This is a genomic window from Pontibacter chinhatensis, from assembly GCF_900113285.1.
Classification (GTDB): Bacteria; Bacteroidota; Bacteroidia; order Cytophagales; family Hymenobacteraceae; genus Pontibacter; species Pontibacter chinhatensis.
In genome coordinates, this window is the sequence record NZ_FOOT01000003.1 from 412531 (window position 1) to 429930 (window position 17400).

General features: G+C 53.2%; 15 protein-coding genes. 7 read left to right on the forward strand and 8 right to left on the reverse strand.

All coding sequences use genetic code 11. The annotated features are described in order from the left end of the window. Positions 1-599: 599 nt before the first annotated feature. The gene (locus BM040_RS10970) at positions 600-3236 is read left to right on the forward strand and encodes an ATP-binding protein (RefSeq protein WP_092101054.1); all 2637 of its coding nucleotides are present in this window, start codon (positions 600-602) and stop codon (positions 3234-3236) included. A 4-nt stretch (positions 3237-3240) separates the two neighbouring features. Here BM040_RS10970 and BM040_RS10975 read toward each other — a convergent pair whose 3' ends face one another. The 3 genes from BM040_RS10975 to BM040_RS10985 all read right to left on the reverse strand — a co-directional run bounded on the left by BM040_RS10975 (position 3241) and on the right by BM040_RS10985 (position 5574). After that, positions 3241-4611 carry a sigma-54-dependent transcriptional regulator gene (locus BM040_RS10975; protein ID WP_092101056.1) on the reverse strand — a complete coding sequence of 457 codons (1371 nt, stop codon included), beginning with the start codon at positions 4609-4611 and terminating at the stop codon, positions 3241-3243. 182 nt (positions 4612-4793) lie between these two features. Beyond that, a complete protein-coding gene (locus tag BM040_RS10980) occupies positions 4794-5123 on the reverse strand; it encodes a hypothetical protein (RefSeq protein WP_092101058.1) in 330 nt (109 codons plus the stop codon). A 49-nt stretch (positions 5124-5172) separates the two neighbouring features. Next, positions 5173-5574, reverse strand: a complete 402-nt coding sequence (locus BM040_RS10985; protein ID WP_175491040.1) for a hypothetical protein — start codon at positions 5572-5574, stop codon at positions 5173-5175. Between the two features lie 288 nt (positions 5575-5862). Here BM040_RS10985 and polA point away from each other — a divergent pair, with 288 nt between their 5' ends. Further along, complete coding sequence (gene polA / locus BM040_RS10990) at positions 5863-8709, forward strand: DNA polymerase I (protein ID WP_092101060.1); 2847 nt, start codon at positions 5863-5865, stop codon at positions 8707-8709. A 181-nt stretch (positions 8710-8890) separates the two neighbouring features. Here polA and BM040_RS10995 read toward each other — a convergent pair whose 3' ends face one another. Beyond that, positions 8891-10333 (reverse strand): SGNH/GDSL hydrolase family protein, encoded by a 1443-nt coding sequence (locus tag BM040_RS10995; protein WP_092101062.1) that lies wholly within the window; start codon positions 10331-10333, stop codon positions 8891-8893. Between the two features lie 12 nt (positions 10334-10345). Next, entirely contained in the window at positions 10346-11575 is a 1230-nt protein-coding gene (locus BM040_RS11000; RefSeq protein WP_092101064.1) for an OmpP1/FadL family transporter, read from the reverse strand. A gap of 336 nt (positions 11576-11911) precedes the next feature. On the opposite strand from BM040_RS11000, the gene BM040_RS11005 reads away from it, so the two are divergent. Next, positions 11912-12814, forward strand: a complete 903-nt coding sequence (locus BM040_RS11005) for an NAD(P)/FAD-dependent oxidoreductase (RefSeq protein WP_092101066.1) — start codon at positions 11912-11914, stop codon at positions 12812-12814. 482 nt (positions 12815-13296) lie between these two features. Here the strand turns inward: BM040_RS11005 and BM040_RS11010 are convergent, their stop codons facing one another. Then, on the reverse strand, positions 13297-14124 hold the full coding sequence (locus BM040_RS11010) for a cyanophycinase (protein WP_175491041.1): 828 nt from the start codon (positions 14122-14124) through the stop codon (positions 13297-13299). 462 nt (positions 14125-14586) lie between these two features. Between BM040_RS11010 and BM040_RS21735 the strand changes: the two genes are divergently transcribed. The 3 genes from BM040_RS21735 to BM040_RS11015 are packed head-to-tail and all read left to right on the forward strand — an operon-like array spanning position 14587 to position 15189. Continuing rightward, positions 14587-14754, forward strand: a complete 168-nt coding sequence (locus BM040_RS21735; RefSeq protein WP_170113996.1) for a hypothetical protein — start codon at positions 14587-14589, stop codon at positions 14752-14754. A 59-nt stretch (positions 14755-14813) separates the two neighbouring features. Beyond that, positions 14814-14978 carry a hypothetical protein gene (locus BM040_RS21740; protein ID WP_175491042.1) on the forward strand — a complete coding sequence of 55 codons (165 nt, stop codon included), beginning with the start codon at positions 14814-14816 and terminating at the stop codon, positions 14976-14978. Between the two features lie 31 nt (positions 14979-15009). After that, complete coding sequence (locus BM040_RS11015; RefSeq protein ID WP_092101070.1) at positions 15010-15189, forward strand: hypothetical protein; 180 nt, start codon at positions 15010-15012, stop codon at positions 15187-15189. A 65-nt stretch (positions 15190-15254) separates the two neighbouring features. On the opposite strand, the gene BM040_RS11020 is transcribed toward BM040_RS11015, so the two are convergent. Both BM040_RS11020 and arfB read right to left on the reverse strand, forming a co-directional pair. Beyond that, positions 15255-15833 carry a hypothetical protein gene (locus BM040_RS11020; protein WP_092101072.1) on the reverse strand — a complete coding sequence of 193 codons (579 nt, stop codon included), beginning with the start codon at positions 15831-15833 and terminating at the stop codon, positions 15255-15257. A 79-nt stretch (positions 15834-15912) separates the two neighbouring features. Next, positions 15913-16326, reverse strand: a complete 414-nt coding sequence (gene arfB, locus BM040_RS11025) for an alternative ribosome rescue aminoacyl-tRNA hydrolase ArfB (protein ID WP_092101074.1) — start codon at positions 16324-16326, stop codon at positions 15913-15915. A 98-nt stretch (positions 16327-16424) separates the two neighbouring features. On the opposite strand from arfB, the gene BM040_RS11030 reads away from it, so the two are divergent. Continuing rightward, the gene (locus BM040_RS11030) at positions 16425-17336 is read left to right on the forward strand and encodes an alpha/beta fold hydrolase (protein WP_092101076.1); all 912 of its coding nucleotides are present in this window, start codon (positions 16425-16427) and stop codon (positions 17334-17336) included. Positions 17337-17400: the final 64 nt, after the last annotated feature.

The window sequence follows — 17400 nt, forward strand, 5'->3', positions numbered from 1 at the left end:
ATCCCAGCCTTTGGGTTGAGCGCCTTGTGGATGTTGCGGTGCCCGCCAGGGCAGCCCGCAGCGGAGCGAGGAGCAGCTTCAGGCACACCGCGCGATGCCCGAAGGCGAGGCCTCCCGGCCTGGGAGGGCAGAAGGTGTAGATGAAACGATAGGTATGTAAGCCTAGAGGATGAACAGGGGCTAGTAAAGATAGCCAAGCTCAAGGAAGCGGTGGCTATGAAAGTATAAAGTATAACAACAAGTATAAAAAGACACGAGCTACAAGCTCGCGCGAGCGAAAGGATAAAGTATAGCTCAAGTATAGCAGTACCGCCAAAGTATAAAGGTATGGCTCTGCGAGCCAGTTGGGTTACAAACCCAACATCATAGTAGGCACGTGTTACAAACCCGCGCCAGTGGAAGGGGAAGTAGGTGAAAGCAAGTATAAAGTATAACCAAAGTATAAAGTATAACCTGAAGCTTCCTATTCTAGGCCAATTAGCCAACCCAAAGTCACTAAATCCCCTGAATCGGCACACTTCTGTAATCATTTCTGTTGTAATGGCGTTATAAAGACCTGAGCCACCAGCTGGCAACTTAAAAATCTGTATTTTAGCTACATGAAGATATTCGGGGATAGCATCAAAACGAAAGTAGTGGTGGGCTTCACGCTGGCGCTGAGCATTGTGGCGGCCGCCATTTACCTGACGTATACCAGCTTTACCAAGCTTCTTGACTCTGTGGAAGTGCTCTCGCAGCCAAATAACAAACTGATGGAGCTGCAGAAAACCCTCTCCACTATTGCCACTGCCGAAAGCGCCATCCGTGCCTTTACCCTCACCGCCGAGGAGAAACATTTTCGAGCGTACTTGGGCCATCTTGATACCATTCAGAGCCAGATTGATACCCTGGAGATGCTCATGAAAGACAGCCCCAGGGAGCTTGCCCAGGTAGACTCCATCTCGGCGCTGTTGCAGCAAAAGCACAAGAGCCTGGACCAGTACGTGGCCCTGAAGAAGCAGCAGAAGGAGCACACGTACTCCAGCAAGGCGATGCGCCAGATTGCATCCACGGCCGAGCAGAAGCCCCTTTCCACCACCATCCGGAAGAACACCACTACCACCATCTCCGACCGCCTCAACCTTACCATCATAGAGCCGGAGGAGCCACAACAAGAGCCGCAGCAGCAGGAAGAGGAGAAAGAGGATAAGCGGGGATTTTTGGGTAAAATCTTTACTAAAAAGGAAAAGCCTGCCGCCGAGCCTGTACCGGTACCGAAAGTCATCATGCCGCAGTTGCAGGTAAAACAGGAGGTGGAGATCGACACGACCATTACGGATGTGTCGGTGGCGCCGCTTAATCAGGTGCGCCGCATCCTGTACAACGTGCAGCGCGAGGCCGATGAGCAGGCCAGGAAACTGCAGGACCGGGAACTGGCGTTGCTGCAGCAGGACAAGCAGGTGATGGACCAGATACGCCTGATGATGCATGAACTGGAGCGGCACGAGCACGAAAAGGCGCAGCTGAACTCGGCCACAGCCAGAGAGGTAGCCCAGCAGACATCCACTATTCTGCTGGCTATAGGCTTGCTGGGGCTGGGCAGCGGCATTGCCTTTATCCTGATCATCCTCCGCGACCTGACGCGCAGCAACAACTATAAATCAAGGCTGATACAGGCACAGAAGGAGGCCGTAAAACTTGCCCGTGCTAAAGAGGCATTCGTGGCCAACATGAGCCATGAGATGCGCACACCGCTAAACGTGGTGCTGGGCTTTACGCAACAGCTGCGCCATACGCCGCTGCGCCCCGACCAGGCAGACCACCTGGAGGCGATAGACGGTGCAGGACAGCACCTGCTCCACATCGTGAACGACGTGCTGGATCTGTCTAAAATGGAGGCGGGTAAGTTGCAGATAAACCGCACGCCCTTTGCCCTACGCCAGCTGCTGACGCAGGTAGAGCAGGCATTTGCCTTAAAAGCCTCCAGCAAAGATATTTCGCTTAGCTTCCGGGTAGAGGCTACCATACCGGACAACCTCAACGCAGATGCCCTGCGTCTGAAGCAGGTGCTGTTTAACCTGGTAGATAATGCCATTAAGTTTACGCACCAGGGGCAGGTTACCGTAGATGTGCGGCTTCGTAGCCAACGCCGCAGTCGCCTGGCGCTAAGTATAGCGGTGTCCGATACGGGCATAGGCATACCGCAGGAACGTTTGCAGCACGTGTTCGGCGAGTTCAATCAGGCTGATGATTCTATCCTGCGCAAGTATGGCGGTACTGGCCTGGGCCTGTCCATCAGCAAGAAGCTGGTGGATATACAAGGAGGTACCCTTACCGTGAGCAGTGTGCCTGATGAGGGGACAACATTTACTATTGTGCTGCCGATGCAGGTATCGCGGGAGGAAGCTACGGCTGTGCCAGCCGATGCCGTGCCGGTACCGTGTGGCTTTAAAGGGTACAAAGCGCTGGTGGTGGATGATGATGCCTACAGCCGCACGCTCTGTAACCTGATTCTAAGCCGTTGGGGCATGCAGGTGCACCTGGCCAACGACGGGCGCGAGGCCCTGGAATTGGTGCGCCAACACTCCTTTGACATTGTGCTTACCGATATTCAGCTGCCGGGCATGAGCGGTAAAACCGTAGCCCGCAACATCCGCAAACTCGACAAGCAGGTGCCTATTATCGCGCTGACAGCCAACATCCTGAGCAACGATGCCGGCTTCTTCGATAACACGGCAATTACAGGCCACGTGTTGAAACCATTCACCGAACAGGAACTCCACCAAAAGATTGTACAGGCCTTGCCGTCTGAGTCGCTGGCGGCTGAGCCTGAGCAAAGTATATCTACCGCGCTGCCGGAGCAGCCAGCCGCCGCAGCCAAGCCAGAAGAAGAGCTATATGACCTGAGCGAGATGCGCCTGTTTACGGGTGATGATCACCAGGCCTTGGCTGCCGTGCTGGAAGTGCTGGTGCAGGACCAGGAGCAGAACCTGGAGCAGTTAGTGGAAGCAGCCAGTGCCAAAGACTGGGAGGCTGCCGGTAACATGGCGCACAAAATGATTACCGCCTTCCGCCACCTGAAAGCCGACACCGTAACGCCGCACTTGGCTCAGCTGGAGCAAGTGCTGCATACCGGGCATCAGGAGGATTTGAAACTGCAGCAAGCGGTGGAGGAAGTGCAGCCACAGGTACGGCAGGTGCTAAGAGCTCTGCAGCAGGAGCTGCAAAGTATACATGCCATGGCGGAGGCCAGCTAAGCGCTTAGATTTCTATGTTATAAAGCTTTAGCTTGTTGTAGAGCGTCTTGCGGTCTATGTTGAGCAGGCGGGCCGCCTTAGACTTGTTATACTTCACGCGCTCCAGCATCGCCATGATCATCTCCCGCTCGTTGCGCTCGTTTATACTTTTCAGATCCGTTTCCATCGGGTCAGCTGGGGAAGTATAGCTGGCAGCCGGCTGTGGTGCCGGAGTATGGTTTACGATTTCGCCGGGCAGTTCCCGCAGCGTGACGAAGTCGGATTTGGCCAGCAGGACGGCGCGCTTTACCACGTTTTTCAGCTCGCGCAGGTTGCCCGGCCAGTTATACTTTAGCAGCGCCTCTTCAGCGGTCAGGTCAAAGCCCTGCACCTGCTTCTCCAGTTCATGGTTGGCCTGCTGCAGAAAATGGTTGGCAAACAGCACCACATCCCCGTCGCGCTCGCGCAGTGCCGGTATATTGATCTTAAACTCGTTCAGGCGGTGATAGAGGTCTTCGCGGAACTGCCCGTTAGCCACAGCCTGCACCAGGTCCTCGTTGGTAGCCGCCAACACGCGCACGTCCACATCCTGGTCGGTGGTGCTGCCGAGCTTGCGCACCTTGCGCTCCTGCAGGGCGCGCAGCAGCTTTACCTGCACTTCGTAGGGTAGGTTGCCTATCTCATCCAGAAACAGCGTACCGCCCTCAGCAGCCTCAAACTGGCCTTCTTTATCTTTCAGCGCACCAGTAAAGGCCCCTTTCACATAGCCAAACAACTCACTGCCTGCCAGTTCCTTTGATAAGGCCCCGCAGTCTATCGCGATAAAAGGTTTGTTGTGGCGCTTGCTCTGCTGGTGTATCATGCGGGCCACGTACTCTTTGCCCGTGCCACTCTCCCCTTCAATGATAACAGAAAGGTTGGTAGGGGCCACCAGCGTGATAAATTCCTCTATCTTCTCGGCCTGCTCGCTTTGCCCGCGCACAAACTTGAAGCTGCCGGCCGGCGCAGCAGCTACTTCCTCCTGCTTGGGCTCAGTTTTCTTGGTTAACGCGTTTTTTATAACCAGCAGTGTCTCGTCGGGGTTGATGGGCTTGGTGATATACTCGTAGGCACCCATTTTAATGGCCTTTACTGCGGTGCGGATGTCCGCATAAGTAGTCATCAGAATAACGGGTACCTCCTGTGTTAGCACACGGATCTGGGTCAGCAGTTCCAGGCCGTCTTTATCGGGAAGGCGGAAGTCAGTCAGGATCAGATCAAAGTTCTGGCCCTTTAGCTGTCGCAGTCCGTCGTTGGCGGTGAAAGCGGTGACTACCTCATACTGTTGGCGCTGTAAGAAGCCTCTCAGCATCAGGCAGAAAGCTGGATCGTCATCAATAAGAAGTATCTTAGGCATATCGGAATTTCGGTGTTACTACCTGCCGGGTGATTGCAGGAAGCTACTAAGTAACGATTTTACCCTGCTTTATGTTCTACCCGGCTGCTATTATGGCAATATAGCTCCTTTTTTGATGGACTTAAAACAGAAAAAGCCCCTGTCGCGAAACAGGGGCTTTCATTTATGAAGCTATCAGGCTCTTAGCTTTCTACCTTCTTGCCATTCTCATCGAAGCGAACCACTACTGGCTGCTCCTCTCCGTTAATGAACTGTACTTCAAAAGTAGCCGGAGCGCCACCCTCGGCAGCCTGTACTTTATGTACCTCGCCAAGTGTCCAGTTGGCATACTCCTCGTTCGTAACGATAGCCTGCTTTACAGCATCTGGCAGTTCATCAGGGGCAATTTTCTGCTTGCCCTTCTCCTGGCCCTGCTGTGTAGTGTGCTCAGTATTCTGAGTGGCTGTTTCCTGGGCCTGGGCGGTAAACCCGGCTAGTGCAAAGGCTAGTGCTAATACGCTTATCTTTTTCATAATATTGTTCTCTGTTCAGGATTATACTTATTTGTTAAAATATAATGGCTTACTGCTCAACTGTGCCTTCGGCGGCTGCAGCTTTGGCAACCGGCTTGCCTGTTTCATCGAAACGAGCGACAGCCTGCTTCTGCTCGGCATTAGTAAAGTATATTTCATAAGTAGCCTTGGCATCAGCACCGGCTGTAGCCTCTGGAGCCACTTTGTATACTTCGCTCACTTGCCAGTCTTTCAGGGCATCATGCTGAAGGGCCTGCTTTACGCCCTCAGGCAGCTCCTCTTGTGTAATTTGCTGCTTGTTAGCGTCTTGCTGTTGCTGTCCCTGCTGCTGCGCCTGCTCTGATTGAGGTGACTGCTGCGTAGAAGGTGTATTTTGAGATTGTGCTGTTGCTTCAGTTGATATGAGGCCGAATGCCGCAAAGGCAAAGGCTAGTAAGGTTACTTTCTTCATGGTTTAGTCAGTTTATTTTTCGTTCTGTTGTGCCATTCCCTTATGAGATAACTGTGCCAGAAATCGATAATGCTTGTAAATGGCTTGTTTTCAATGGTTTATTATGATTAAAAATTTATTAAGAATATTTGCTTTATTGTTGAATTTTTCTACAGTATGGGGAGGCGCGCCTGCAAGGTGCCCCAGAATGGGTACAGCCGTGGCTAGCTTAACCTATGCGCAGCCGTTGAAGTATAAATCGCAGGCAGCCCTCCTGAGCTTTAGCCCGAATTTGACTAACTTAGCCCCATGAGCGAACCACGAAAGAAACTATTCCTCTTAGATGCCCTGGCACTGATCTACCGCGCGCACTTTGCCTTCAGCAAGAACCCGCGCATCAATTCCAAAGGCATGAACACGGGCGCCGCCCTCGGCTTTACAAACACGTTGGTGGAGGTGCTGCAGAAGGAGAAGCCCACCCACATCGGCGTCGCCTTCGATACGGCGGCTAAAACATTCCGCCACGATAACTTCACAGATTATAAAGCCAACCGGCAGGCCCAGCCCGAGGATATTTCCATTGCCATACCCTACTGTAAGAAAATAGTGGAGGCCTTTAACATCCCGGTGCTGCTGATGGATGGCTATGAGGCTGACGACATTATCGGAACGCTGGCCTGCAAAGCTGAGAAAGCCGGTTTTGACGTGTACATGATGACGCCTGACAAGGACTACTGCCAGCTGGTAACAGACCATGTCTTCCTTTACAAGCCGGCCTTTATGGGCAACGCCATCGAAGTATGGGATGTGCAGAAGGTGCTGGAGAAGTGGGAAATAGAGCGTGTGGAGCAGGTTATCGACATCCTTGGCCTGCAGGGCGACGCCGTGGATAACATACCGGGCATCCCGGGCATCGGCGAGAAAACCGCCAAGTCGCTCATCCAGCGCTTCGGATCCGTAGAGAACCTGCTGGCCAACACCGACCAGCTGAAGGGCAAACAGAAAGAGAACATCGAGAAGTTCGCCGACCAAGGGCTGATGTCAAAAGAGCTGGCTACGATCCATTGCGATGTGCCGATAGATTTTAGTGAGGAAGGCCTGCACTATGACGGCCCCAACGAGGAGCGCGTGGCGGAGCTGTTCGCTGAGTTGGAGTTCCGCCAGCTGACGCAGCGGGTGCTGGGCAAGAGCCTGGGAGAGGCTGCCGTGGCCGCGCCTGCCACTGCCAAAGGCGCCAGAAGGGGAAAAGCATCCGCCGTCAACCAAACTTCCCTGTTTGATGCCCCTGCCGCCGCTGCGGTAGAAGTAGCCGAAGAGGCGCTTCCGGCCACCATGCAAAGTATAAAAACCACTTTGCACGACTACCACTTCATCAACACGCCTGAACTGCGCCAGAGCCTGGTGCAGTATCTCCTGAAGCAGGATGAGTTCTCCTGGGACACGGAGACCACAGGCATTGACCCGATTACGGCCAGGCTGGTGGGCATGTCGTTTTCCTACCGCCCCGGCGAGGCCTACTATGTGCCGGTGCCGCCTCATGATATTGAGGAAGCTCAGCGTATACTGGAGGAGTTTCGGCCGGTGCTGGAGAACCCGAGCATTGCCAAGGTGGGGCAGAACATCAAGTATGACATCCTGGTGCTGAAGAAGTATAAGGTAGAGGTGCAGGGGCCGCTGTTCGATACCATGCTGGCGCACTACCTGCTGGAGCCCGAGATGCGCCACAACATGGACGTGCTGGCCGAAACCTACCTTAACTATAGCCCGGTGCCCATCACCGACCTGATCGGTCCGAAAGGCAGGAACCAGAAAACCATGGCCGACCTGGAGCCGGAGGAGGTAGCAGACTACGCCTGCGAGGATGCAGACATCACCTTGCGCCTGAAGCTATACTTTGAGCCGCTGCTGCAGGAGCAGGGGCTGATGAAGCTGTTCCGGGAGATTGAGAACCCGCTGGTGCAGGTGCTGGCCGACGTGGAGAACGAGGGCGTGCGCATCGACTCCGAAGCGCTCGCAGACTTCTCTACCCAACTCGAGAGCGAGATCATCAACATCGAAAAACGCATTTTTGAAATTGCCGGGGAGCAGTTCAACATCGGCTCACCCAAGCAGCTGGGCGAGATCCTCTTCGACAAGCTGGAACTGCACGGCAAAAGCAAGATCAAGAAAACCAAAACCGGGCAGCACGCCACAGGCGAGGAAATCCTGTCGAAAATGGCCGGCGAGCACGAGATTGTGCGGCTTATACTGGACCACCGCCAGCTTACCAAGCTCAAATCCACGTACGTGGATGCCCTGCCGCAGCTGGTGTGCGAGTTGGATGGCCGCGTCCATACTTCGTTTAACCAGGCTGTAACGGCTACCGGACGCCTTAGCTCCACCAACCCAAACCTGCAGAACATTCCGATCCGTACCGAGCGAGGCCGGGAGATACGCAAAGCCTTCGTGGCCCGCGACAACAAGCACCAGCTCATCTCAGCTGACTACTCACAGATCGAGCTGCGCATCATGGCCGACTTCAGCGGGGACCCCACCATGAAAGAGGCCTTCCGGAACGGGCTCGACATCCATGCCTCCACGGCCAGCAAGGTGTTTCACGTGCCGCTGGAGCAGGTAGACAGTGAGATGCGCCGCAAGGCCAAGACGGTGAACTTCGGTATTATTTACGGTATTTCGGCTTTTGGCCTGGCCGAGCGCTTGGGTATCGCGCGCCGCGAGGCTGCCGATATTATCGAGGCGTACTTTCACGAGTTCCCGGCTGTGAAGGAGTACATGGACAGCACCATTGAGAAAGCCCGCGAGCTGGAGTACGCCGAAACGAAGCTGAACCGCCGCCGCTACCTCCGCGACATCAACTCGCGCAACCAGACCATACGTGCTTTTGCCGAGCGCAACGCCATCAACGCGCCTATCCAGGGCACGGCTGCCGACATTATCAAGATTGCCATGATCAACATCCACGAGTACCTGCGCCAGGAGAAGCTGCAAACCCGCATGATCCTGCAGGTGCACGACGAACTGCTGTTCGATGCCCCAAAGGAGGAAATCGAAGTCGTGACACCTAAGATTGTGGAGCTGATGACCAATGCCATGCCGCTGAGCGTTCCCATGGAAGTAGGCCTGGGCATAGGCGACAACTGGCTGGAAGCGCATTAAAGATCAGGATTTACAGGATTTGAGGATGGGTGGGATTTCAGAAGTATGGATATAAGCGAGTATGATATCTAATTACATCCATCCTGTTTATCCACAAGGCCTGCAAATACTGATTCAGATACCAACAAAAAAGCACCTCCCGAAAGAGGTGCTTTTTTGTTAGCTTATACTTTCAGGCGGCTTACTGGCGGCCCGGGAAAAGCACGGCATCATATTGTGTGATGTCTGCTTTTGGTATGTTAGCGTTGTACTTTGAATTGATAACGTCAATTACCTCGTTGGCTACAACGGCATAGCCTCTCGGAGTTGGGTGGATACCATCCAGCGAGAACAGGTTACCAGTGATGAAGGCAGGAGAATACCCTACGTTATTAGCGGCAAAGCCTCCTTGTATAGACTTAAAGTAAGCATTAGCGTCGAAAAAGGCCAGATCGCGGGCAGTAGCCTGTGCCTTAATAATCTGGTTATAACCTTCTGTGGCTGTTTTGATTTTCGCCTGCTCTACCGGATCCAGCACTAGCGCGCTTGGCAGCGGGTTGCCCGCAGAAAGGCCGAACATCGCGGTAGTATCTATACCATAGTTAGCCAGCACGCCTGCCAATGTAAGTCTCACTACGAGCGGGTCCTGGCTTGGGCTTAGCTGCTTGGCCAGTTCTCTCCAGTATTTGCCTGTTGGCTGACCAATCAATGGAGCGTACGAAGAAGCAGTAAGCGGGAAGTATATACCGTTTTCTGCAGCGCCAATCTGCGAGGCCGCGAATTGGGTACGGTCTCTGCCTGAGCCCGTAATCGCTACCATGCCCGGGATGTTATTCGTCGCCAGCACCTGCTTAATAGATGGGCCTAGGGTTGTGAAGAAAGGCACAGAAGTAACATCCGGCACGGTTATCAGCACGCCTTTCTGCTTATCTGCCGTCAGTACATCCAGCAACTCCTTAAAGTTAGCATCAAAGTCGGCAACTGGCGTGATTTTGTATCTCGGGTCGGTTTCGAAAGCACCACCGGAAGTAGCGTAACCCAGCACATCGTTCTCGGCTATCCACACACTAAAGAAAGTATGGTTGGCTGCCTCCGCCTGTGCCTGCACATACTGCAAATAAGTTTGCATTGGGTTATCCGTCAGGCGCTCAAAGTATGCATTGCCTTGCGTGCTGCCGTAACCCGGTGTTTTGATGTCAGCGGTTTTGATGCCCGGTATAGCCAGGTTGTTTACGTTCTCGGTATACTTGGTGTAAAGTGGTGCGCCTTTCTCATTCTGCCCGCGCACGGCCAGGTCGGTCGTAACGGGTTGTGTAATTGGCTGCCCCTGTGGGGTAAAACCAGTCAGCCTCAGGTAGCCAGAGCCGTTTGGCTTGTCCTCTGGAAAAAGCGGCTGCTCAAACGCACCGCCACCTGCTTTCTGGAACTGGCTGGCCAGAATAGCCGGAAGGGAAGCCTGCTGTCCCGGAAGTGTCAGGCCATTGTCAGCATAACCGGCGCTCAGTGAATTACCTACCGCAACGTAAGAAGTAAAATCAGCTGTGCCCGCACTGGATGAAGGCGTATCGATGTCTGGGTCGCAGCTGGTGAGGAGCACACCGGCAAAAAGAGCCAGCGTACCGGTTTTATAAAATAGGTTTTTCATATTCGTCAGGAATTAGAAATTATAAGTTAAAGCAAGACCAGGGATGTAGGCCACCGCCTTATAGGTACCACCAATACCTCCTGATTTATCAGAAGCATCGGTACGCTCTTTCTTGTTGATGTACAGGAAGGAAGCATCCAACTTGATGTTGTCGGAAACACTGTATCCCAGGCCTACAGACAAGCCGCGCGCGTCAGCGTCCGGAGTCTCTGGCGTCAGGTAGCCGTCCTGCACAGGAGAGCTGTCGTAGTAGGCACCGGCACGCAGGGCAAGAGCCTCTGTAGCTTTGTACTCAGCACCGATACGGTAGATGTAAGCATCCTCGTAGTTACGGGCGTTTTCTGTAAAGTTACTGCCGTTCACAGCATCCTTATAGTCGAAGCGCAGGCTCTCATAAGCGCTCCACTCCACACGGTTCACGTCCACGGCAATTGTCAGGGCCTCTGTTGGCATAAAGCCTATACCTACCGACAAGGTAGCAGGCAGTGGCAACGAAGCGCCAAATTTAGTATCCGGGAAGCGTGATTTAAGTGATGGGGCTACAGTAAAGGTAGCATCACCCTCTTCCACATCCACGTCTACTCTGGAGCGGTAGTTGATACCCAAGGACAGCTTCTCGGATGGCTTAAAATAGATACCCACGTTGTAGCCAAGGCTCGTTCCGTCGCCGTCAAGTTCTGCACGGCCATAGTTGCCGGCCTCGTCCTGCACCGGTATACCGCGCTGCAGGTTCACGCTGCCCTTTACATAAGTAAGACCAGCACCGATGCCAAGTTTATCGGTGATAGCATAGCTCAAGGTAGGCTGGAAGAAAATAGCGGAAAGCGACAGCTCCTCCAGTCCAAAACGGCCACTCCACTCCTGGCCCCACTTGGCTGTGCTACCAAAAGGCGTGTACACACCCAGTCCGGCTGCCAGCTTATCATTGATTTTATACACCGCGTACACCTGGAAAGGTGTACCCACAGGATTGTCGGTTCTGGCGGTAACCCCGTTGCTCTCCGGAGCTGAGTAAGCAATTTTAGAGAAAAGTGCACTTGCGCCAATTGTCACGCCATTTTCGCGCACATAGCTCATGGCACCCGGGTTAAAGAAGATACTGGATGTGCCGGTAACCAGGCCGGTACCGGTATGGCCCATACCAATTTGCCGCTGGCTGGCCAGGTTTACCTGGTAGCCCCCGGCCATGGCCGATGCCGAGAGAAGCGTGCCACCGAGTAAGGCTAGAATTCTGCTTTTCATAAAGTCTAATTAATTTGATGTAGGGTGATAATTGCTCTAAACAAATATATACTTATTACATCGGCTCACAATGCTTTTTCAAATAATTTTCGATATGGGTCGAAAATGAGATAACTCCCTGCCCGCTTTCCACTTTACTTGCCTGGATGAGTCGATTACGGGAGGCAAACGCAGCATTCTCAGCAGCCACCAGAAGCTAACTAAGGCTCCCGAAAAAGGTGAAGTATAAAGTATAGCTGACCGGGCAGCAGCAGTAAAGTATAAGATTATCCTGCCCAAGCCTCTATCTTATTTAACCGCCCTGCGTTATAAAGCTCCTGAACGAAGAGAAGCAACATGTACGATGTAATTATAATTGGAGGAGGGCCGGCAGGACTAAACGCAGCTATGCTGCTGGGCCGCTCGCGCCGCAAGGTTATTGTGTTTGATAGCGGAGAGCCGCGCAACCGCTGGTCGCAGAGTATGAATGGATTTCTGTCTAGTGATGGCATGAACCCGCGCGAGTTTATACAGAAGGGCCGTGCTGAGTTGGCAAAGTATCACGTTGAGCTGGCAGATATAAAAATAGAGAGCGCCACCTATACCAAAGGAGAGTTTGTGGTGAATGATGAGCACGGCAAAGTATACCGCTCGCGCAAGCTACTGCTGGCTACCGGCTTGAAAGACACGCTGCCCGAACTGGAGGGAGTGGAAGAGATGTATGGCAAAAGCGTGCACCACTGCCCTTACTGCGACGGCTGGGAAAGTCGGGATAAGGCCATTGCTGTGTATGGCCCAGAGCGCAAAGGCATTGGCCAGGCCCTGGCTATGAAAAACTGGAGCGACGATGTGACGCTCTACACCGACGGCACCGACAGCCTGCGCCAGATTGACCTGGAACTGCTGGAACGGAACGAAGTAAAGGTGGTGAAGGAGAAAATCACGCGTCTGGAGGGAGAGGATGGCATGCTGCAGCACATTGTACTGAGCAACGGCGAGAAACGCCCGCAACAGGCTCTGTTCTTCTCGTTGGGTACCAAGCAGCAGTCGCCGTTGGGCGAAGAGTTAGGCTGCGAGTTTACCAGCAAAGGCGTGATCAAGACCCGGCGGCAGCAGCACTCCAACATTCCTGGCCTGTTCGTCGCCGGCGACGCCGCCCGCGACATGCAGATGGTAGTGGTAGCTGCCGCCGAGGGAGCCAAGGCCGGTGTCGCCATCAACATGGAGCTGCAGGAGGAGGATAGGAAGTTAGAGAGTTGAGGAGTTTGAGAGTTGTGGAGTTAGAGATTTGTGGAGCCGCAATAGCTTGCGTTTTTGGGGTTAGAAAGTATGGGGACTGGGAATAGTAATGAGGTATCTTCTATCTGGGGGGCCTGCCCTACTCTGTTACGGAGTGTCCCTGCTAGGCTACTTTTGGGATATCTGTCCATTGCTGCTTCAAGTCTGCAACTTGGAGCAGCAATGGAACCAATTTTTAACTGGCGAGAGTGTAAAATGCCAGCTATACGTATGCTCGCGAGCTGAGAAAAGGGCTTATGGGTATCCTCCTTTCTTATGGCGCGAGCGTCCACGCTCGTAACCGGCTATCGTTGGGCCTCCGGCCCAGTCGGATTACGAATCCAACCACATAAATAAGGCACGGGTTGCCAACCCGCGCCCGCAAGTGGGAAATGAAACAGCCCTACCTCCTGGGAGGGGCTAGGTTAGTGGCAACTTAAGGTGAATAATTATGCTCCAGTCTTCTACGCTACTGCTGCCCCGCTTTGCTCCTGTGGTACTGCCTGGAAAAGGTGCTCGCGGAGGCAGTAGCGGTAACCATGCACCAGCAGGTGCATTTTCAGGTTTTCCACGGCAATCGGCTCGTTCTCCTCTACCTCCCGGGTATTGGAAAAACGGATCTCGCTGGCATCTATAATGGTTACCACTCCTGGCCCGAACACCTCTACCTGGTCTCCCTCCTTTATGATGATACCCGTTTCCTCGCTCAGCCCAATGCCTACATATTCCGGGTCGTGGGCTACGGCGTGGGCCAAGCGGCCAAAGCGGCCCCGTTCCACGAAGTGGGTATCGATATATACACTTCTGATAAAGGAGCAGCCAGTAGTGGTTTTCATCTCGCCCTTGATCAGGGAGTAGTGGCCATAACCGTCGTAAATCATTCTGTCGGACATGATGGCGGCGCCGGCGCTGGTACCGGAAATGATGATGTTGTCGGTGTGGTAGCGGTGGCGAAGTATGCGCAGAAGCTCTGTGCCGTTCAGGAAATTAGCCAGGCGCACCTGGTCCCCGCCGGTAAAAAAGACCACCTCAGCCTTCTTTATGCGCTCCAGGTTTGCGGGTGTATCAACGAGATTGTCCTCGTCTATGCACATAAAGTGGGCGTTTGCACAGCCAAGTTCCTCGAAAGCCTTCTTGTAGGCGTTGCCGGACCTGATCGCCTCCGAGGCCTCGGGAGTAGCGCTGGCAATTACCTCGATGCGCGCGCCTAAACTACAAATCTCAGCTTTTATCAGCTTAATCAGGCAATCGTCATCACCGCCCCCTAATGCTATCAATGTTCCTTTTACCATACTCATGAGCACGTTTACACTCAAATAAACTTCTTATACTATAAGAATTAAGATGAAGTTAATTTGTTTCGCTATTTCTTTTCCAGCTTCTTGATTATCAGGTGATAGCATTTGGTGTTCAAACAGTTGTTTTATACTTCTGTGTGCTGCTGTGCGGGGTGCGAGGCGGTTAAATTCTCCCTGTTTTTATACTTCCGGGATTTTATTTAAGGTGGGCAGAAAAAAACTGTCCGGTGGCGCACAGCAAAGTGTTCGGTGGCGGACAATATTTTTTCGCTATATAGAGGCTATTTTGTCGCAATCAGCTGAAAATCAGCATGTTGTTAATGTTGGCACACAAAGTGTAATAACCCAATCAGGAATAAAAAAAATTATAGCAGCCCAAGCAACCATACGACCAAAGGCGCTATCTATTAAGTCAGAAAGTTAACCGAAACAGATAACCAATTAATACCTACTACTATGAAAATCGTGATCGTAATCTTCGCAATGTTATCCGGCATGGGAGCTTCCATCAAGCAATCTGCCAAAGAAGTGGAGAAAGTTCAGAAACGCCTTGAGCTGAGCGAGTATCAGAAATACCCTAACCTACTGCCAGAAGTAGAAATCGTAGCCCCCGCTATTAAGTAAAGAGCTGCAAATCCTTAACACCTAACTAATTCGCCAAAACGCTAAAACAAAATAAAACCATGAAAATCGTAGTCCTAATCTTCGTAATCCTGCTGGCCATCGGCGCCACTATCAAACAGTCTGTAAGCGAAACAAAAGAAATCAGCGAGCGACTGGAGCTGAACAAGTATAAATCGCAGCCAAACCTGCTGCCTGTGGTAGAGGTAGTGGCCAACCGCGCCTAGTGTTTAACTCACCAGCTTAACATATAAAACTATGAAAATCCTGTTCCTGATTGTGGCCATACTTGTGAGCCTCTACCTAACCGGGAAAGACATACTGCGGGATGCCAGGCCCGCTACTGATTGCTCCGTGCAGGAGGTGGCTGCGCGCCAGCAGCTGCTCGCTTCTGCTAACACTGCACCAGCCTCAGCCTATACTTACACCATAGGCTGAGGTCTCTGGTTGCCCCTCCGCTGAAAGTATAAACAGGTATACTTTCAGCCGCCACCAACAGGGGCTTAATTATCCTTCTTCTTGAAGATGTCAAGTATGCGAGGCTGCTGTGGCTCCTCCTGCTTATTTTTCTTCCTCTTTCTGGTATCGTCTTCTTGCTGCTTGCCGAAAGGCCACAGCTTCTTTTTCTCTTTTTTCTCCTTCACGATAACATAGCGCACCGATACGCCGGTGGACAGATGCACCCAGTCGTCGTGGTTAAAGTGCAGGGCCGGCTTCACGTCGGTAGAGAGCAGAAAGGGCAGGCCGTTTATTTTATACTCCACACCAAGTATGGCATCCAGGCCGGCAAACGCCCCTTTGTCCTTCAGGTTACCCACGTGGCCGCCTCCGCCAATGTAATAGTTAAAGCGCTTGCCCAGGATGGGGCGGTGCCACTCATAGAGCACGGTGCCGCTGTATTCGCGGGCCGCAATCTGGAAAATGCCCTCCAGGGTAGCCTGGTCGTGCAGTTTCTGTTGCACGGTTACCCCGAAGTGGTCGCCGTCCAGGCGCACACCGGCTGCTGTTCTATACTTCTGGGCATGGGCCGCCACACTAACGCCGCAAACAAGGCAAATCAGAAACAGTACTCTCTTTATCATAAACAAGGGTGAAAAACGCTGATGCTGCAAATATCTTACCTAACGCATCAGGAGCAAGGGTAGTGCGTGAAAAATTGTACTAAAAGTCGCTTCTAAAATTTCGGTTGGCTTTTTTATCGGCCTGCTTTTTCTTGCCCTCCAGGCGTCGTCGCACGCTGGCGCGGGTAGGCTTGGTGGCTTTGCGCTTCTTTTGCCGGGTGAGGGCCTGCCGCAGCAGCTCATAAAAACGCTGCACGCACAGCTCCTTGTTCTGTAGCTGGCTGCGCTCGGTCTGGCACACCACCTGCAGGTAGCCCTCGCTGTTGATGCGGCTGCCTAGCTTCTCCTGCACCAGCGCCTTCTCCTCTTCGGTTAGCAGCTCGGAACTCTCCACCTGAAACCGCAGCTCCACCTTGGTGTTCACCTTGTTCACGTTCTGCCCACCGGCCCCGCCGCTCCGCGAGGCTTGGAACAGCAGTTCCCGCTCCAGTCCCCTGTCCTCTAAATTATTCATCCTCTGTTAGTAAAAAATATCCTTCTAAAAATGTAATTTTACATCCCTTGCCAGGCCATCAGTTTTGCCTGTCGGAGCGGCTTTATCACACTAAACTTATGAAAAAAATCTTGCTTGCACTGCTGTTTATACTTGGCAGTGTGCTGCCGCAGCTAGCCCTGGCGCAGCAGAAACAATTTTACTTTACCACTTCCGATGGTGTGCAGCTATACGTGCGCATCGCCGGCGAGGGCAAGCCCTGCCTTTTTATCCACGGTGGTCCCGGCTCCTGGCCCAAATACTTCTATGCCCTGGGCGGGGATGTGGTGGAGCAGGACCTGCAGATGATTTACGTGGACCAGCGCGGATGTGGCCGCTCGGGTGGCTCCGAAACTGACGACTACTCCCTGGCCCGCATGGTGCAGGACTTTGAGGAGCTGCGCCAGCACCTGGGCTACGACAAGTGGCTGCTGATGCCGCACTCCTTTGGCGGCACTATGGCCACGGAGTACGCTTACCAGCATCCGCAGCGGACACAGGGGCTGATTTACGTGAATAGCACGCTCAATATCAACAACTCCCTGGAGAGCTACGTGAACGAGGGCGCGCGTTTCCTGCAGGTGCCGGTGGCGGAGTTGCGGAAGCCCGGCGAGCCGGTGGGGCAGGCGCTGGGCGGCGTGGTACAGCGCCTGAACGAGCAAGGGCTGATGTATAAAATGATGTACCGCGACAAAGCCATGTTCGACGCCATGAATGCGGTGATGGACACCACCCTGAACTGGCAGTTCGGCTCCAAAGTATGGAACTACGAAGAGTATGGGCAGGACTTCACGGCCAAAACCGCGAGTATCAACGTGCCGGTGCTGGTTATCGCAGGCAAGTATGATTACTCCATCGGGCCGGAGCATTACAAGACGTTCAAATTCCCGAAGGCAACTTACCGGGTGATGGACACCGGCCATTGCCCCTACCAGGAGCAGCCGGAGCAGTTCCGCAAGTACGTGAGCAAGTTTGCCAGGAAGCTGGATTAGCACACCCACAGGCGGGGCCGGTTACACAGATGTAGCTGGCCCCGCTTGTTTTAGCTACCCGTAA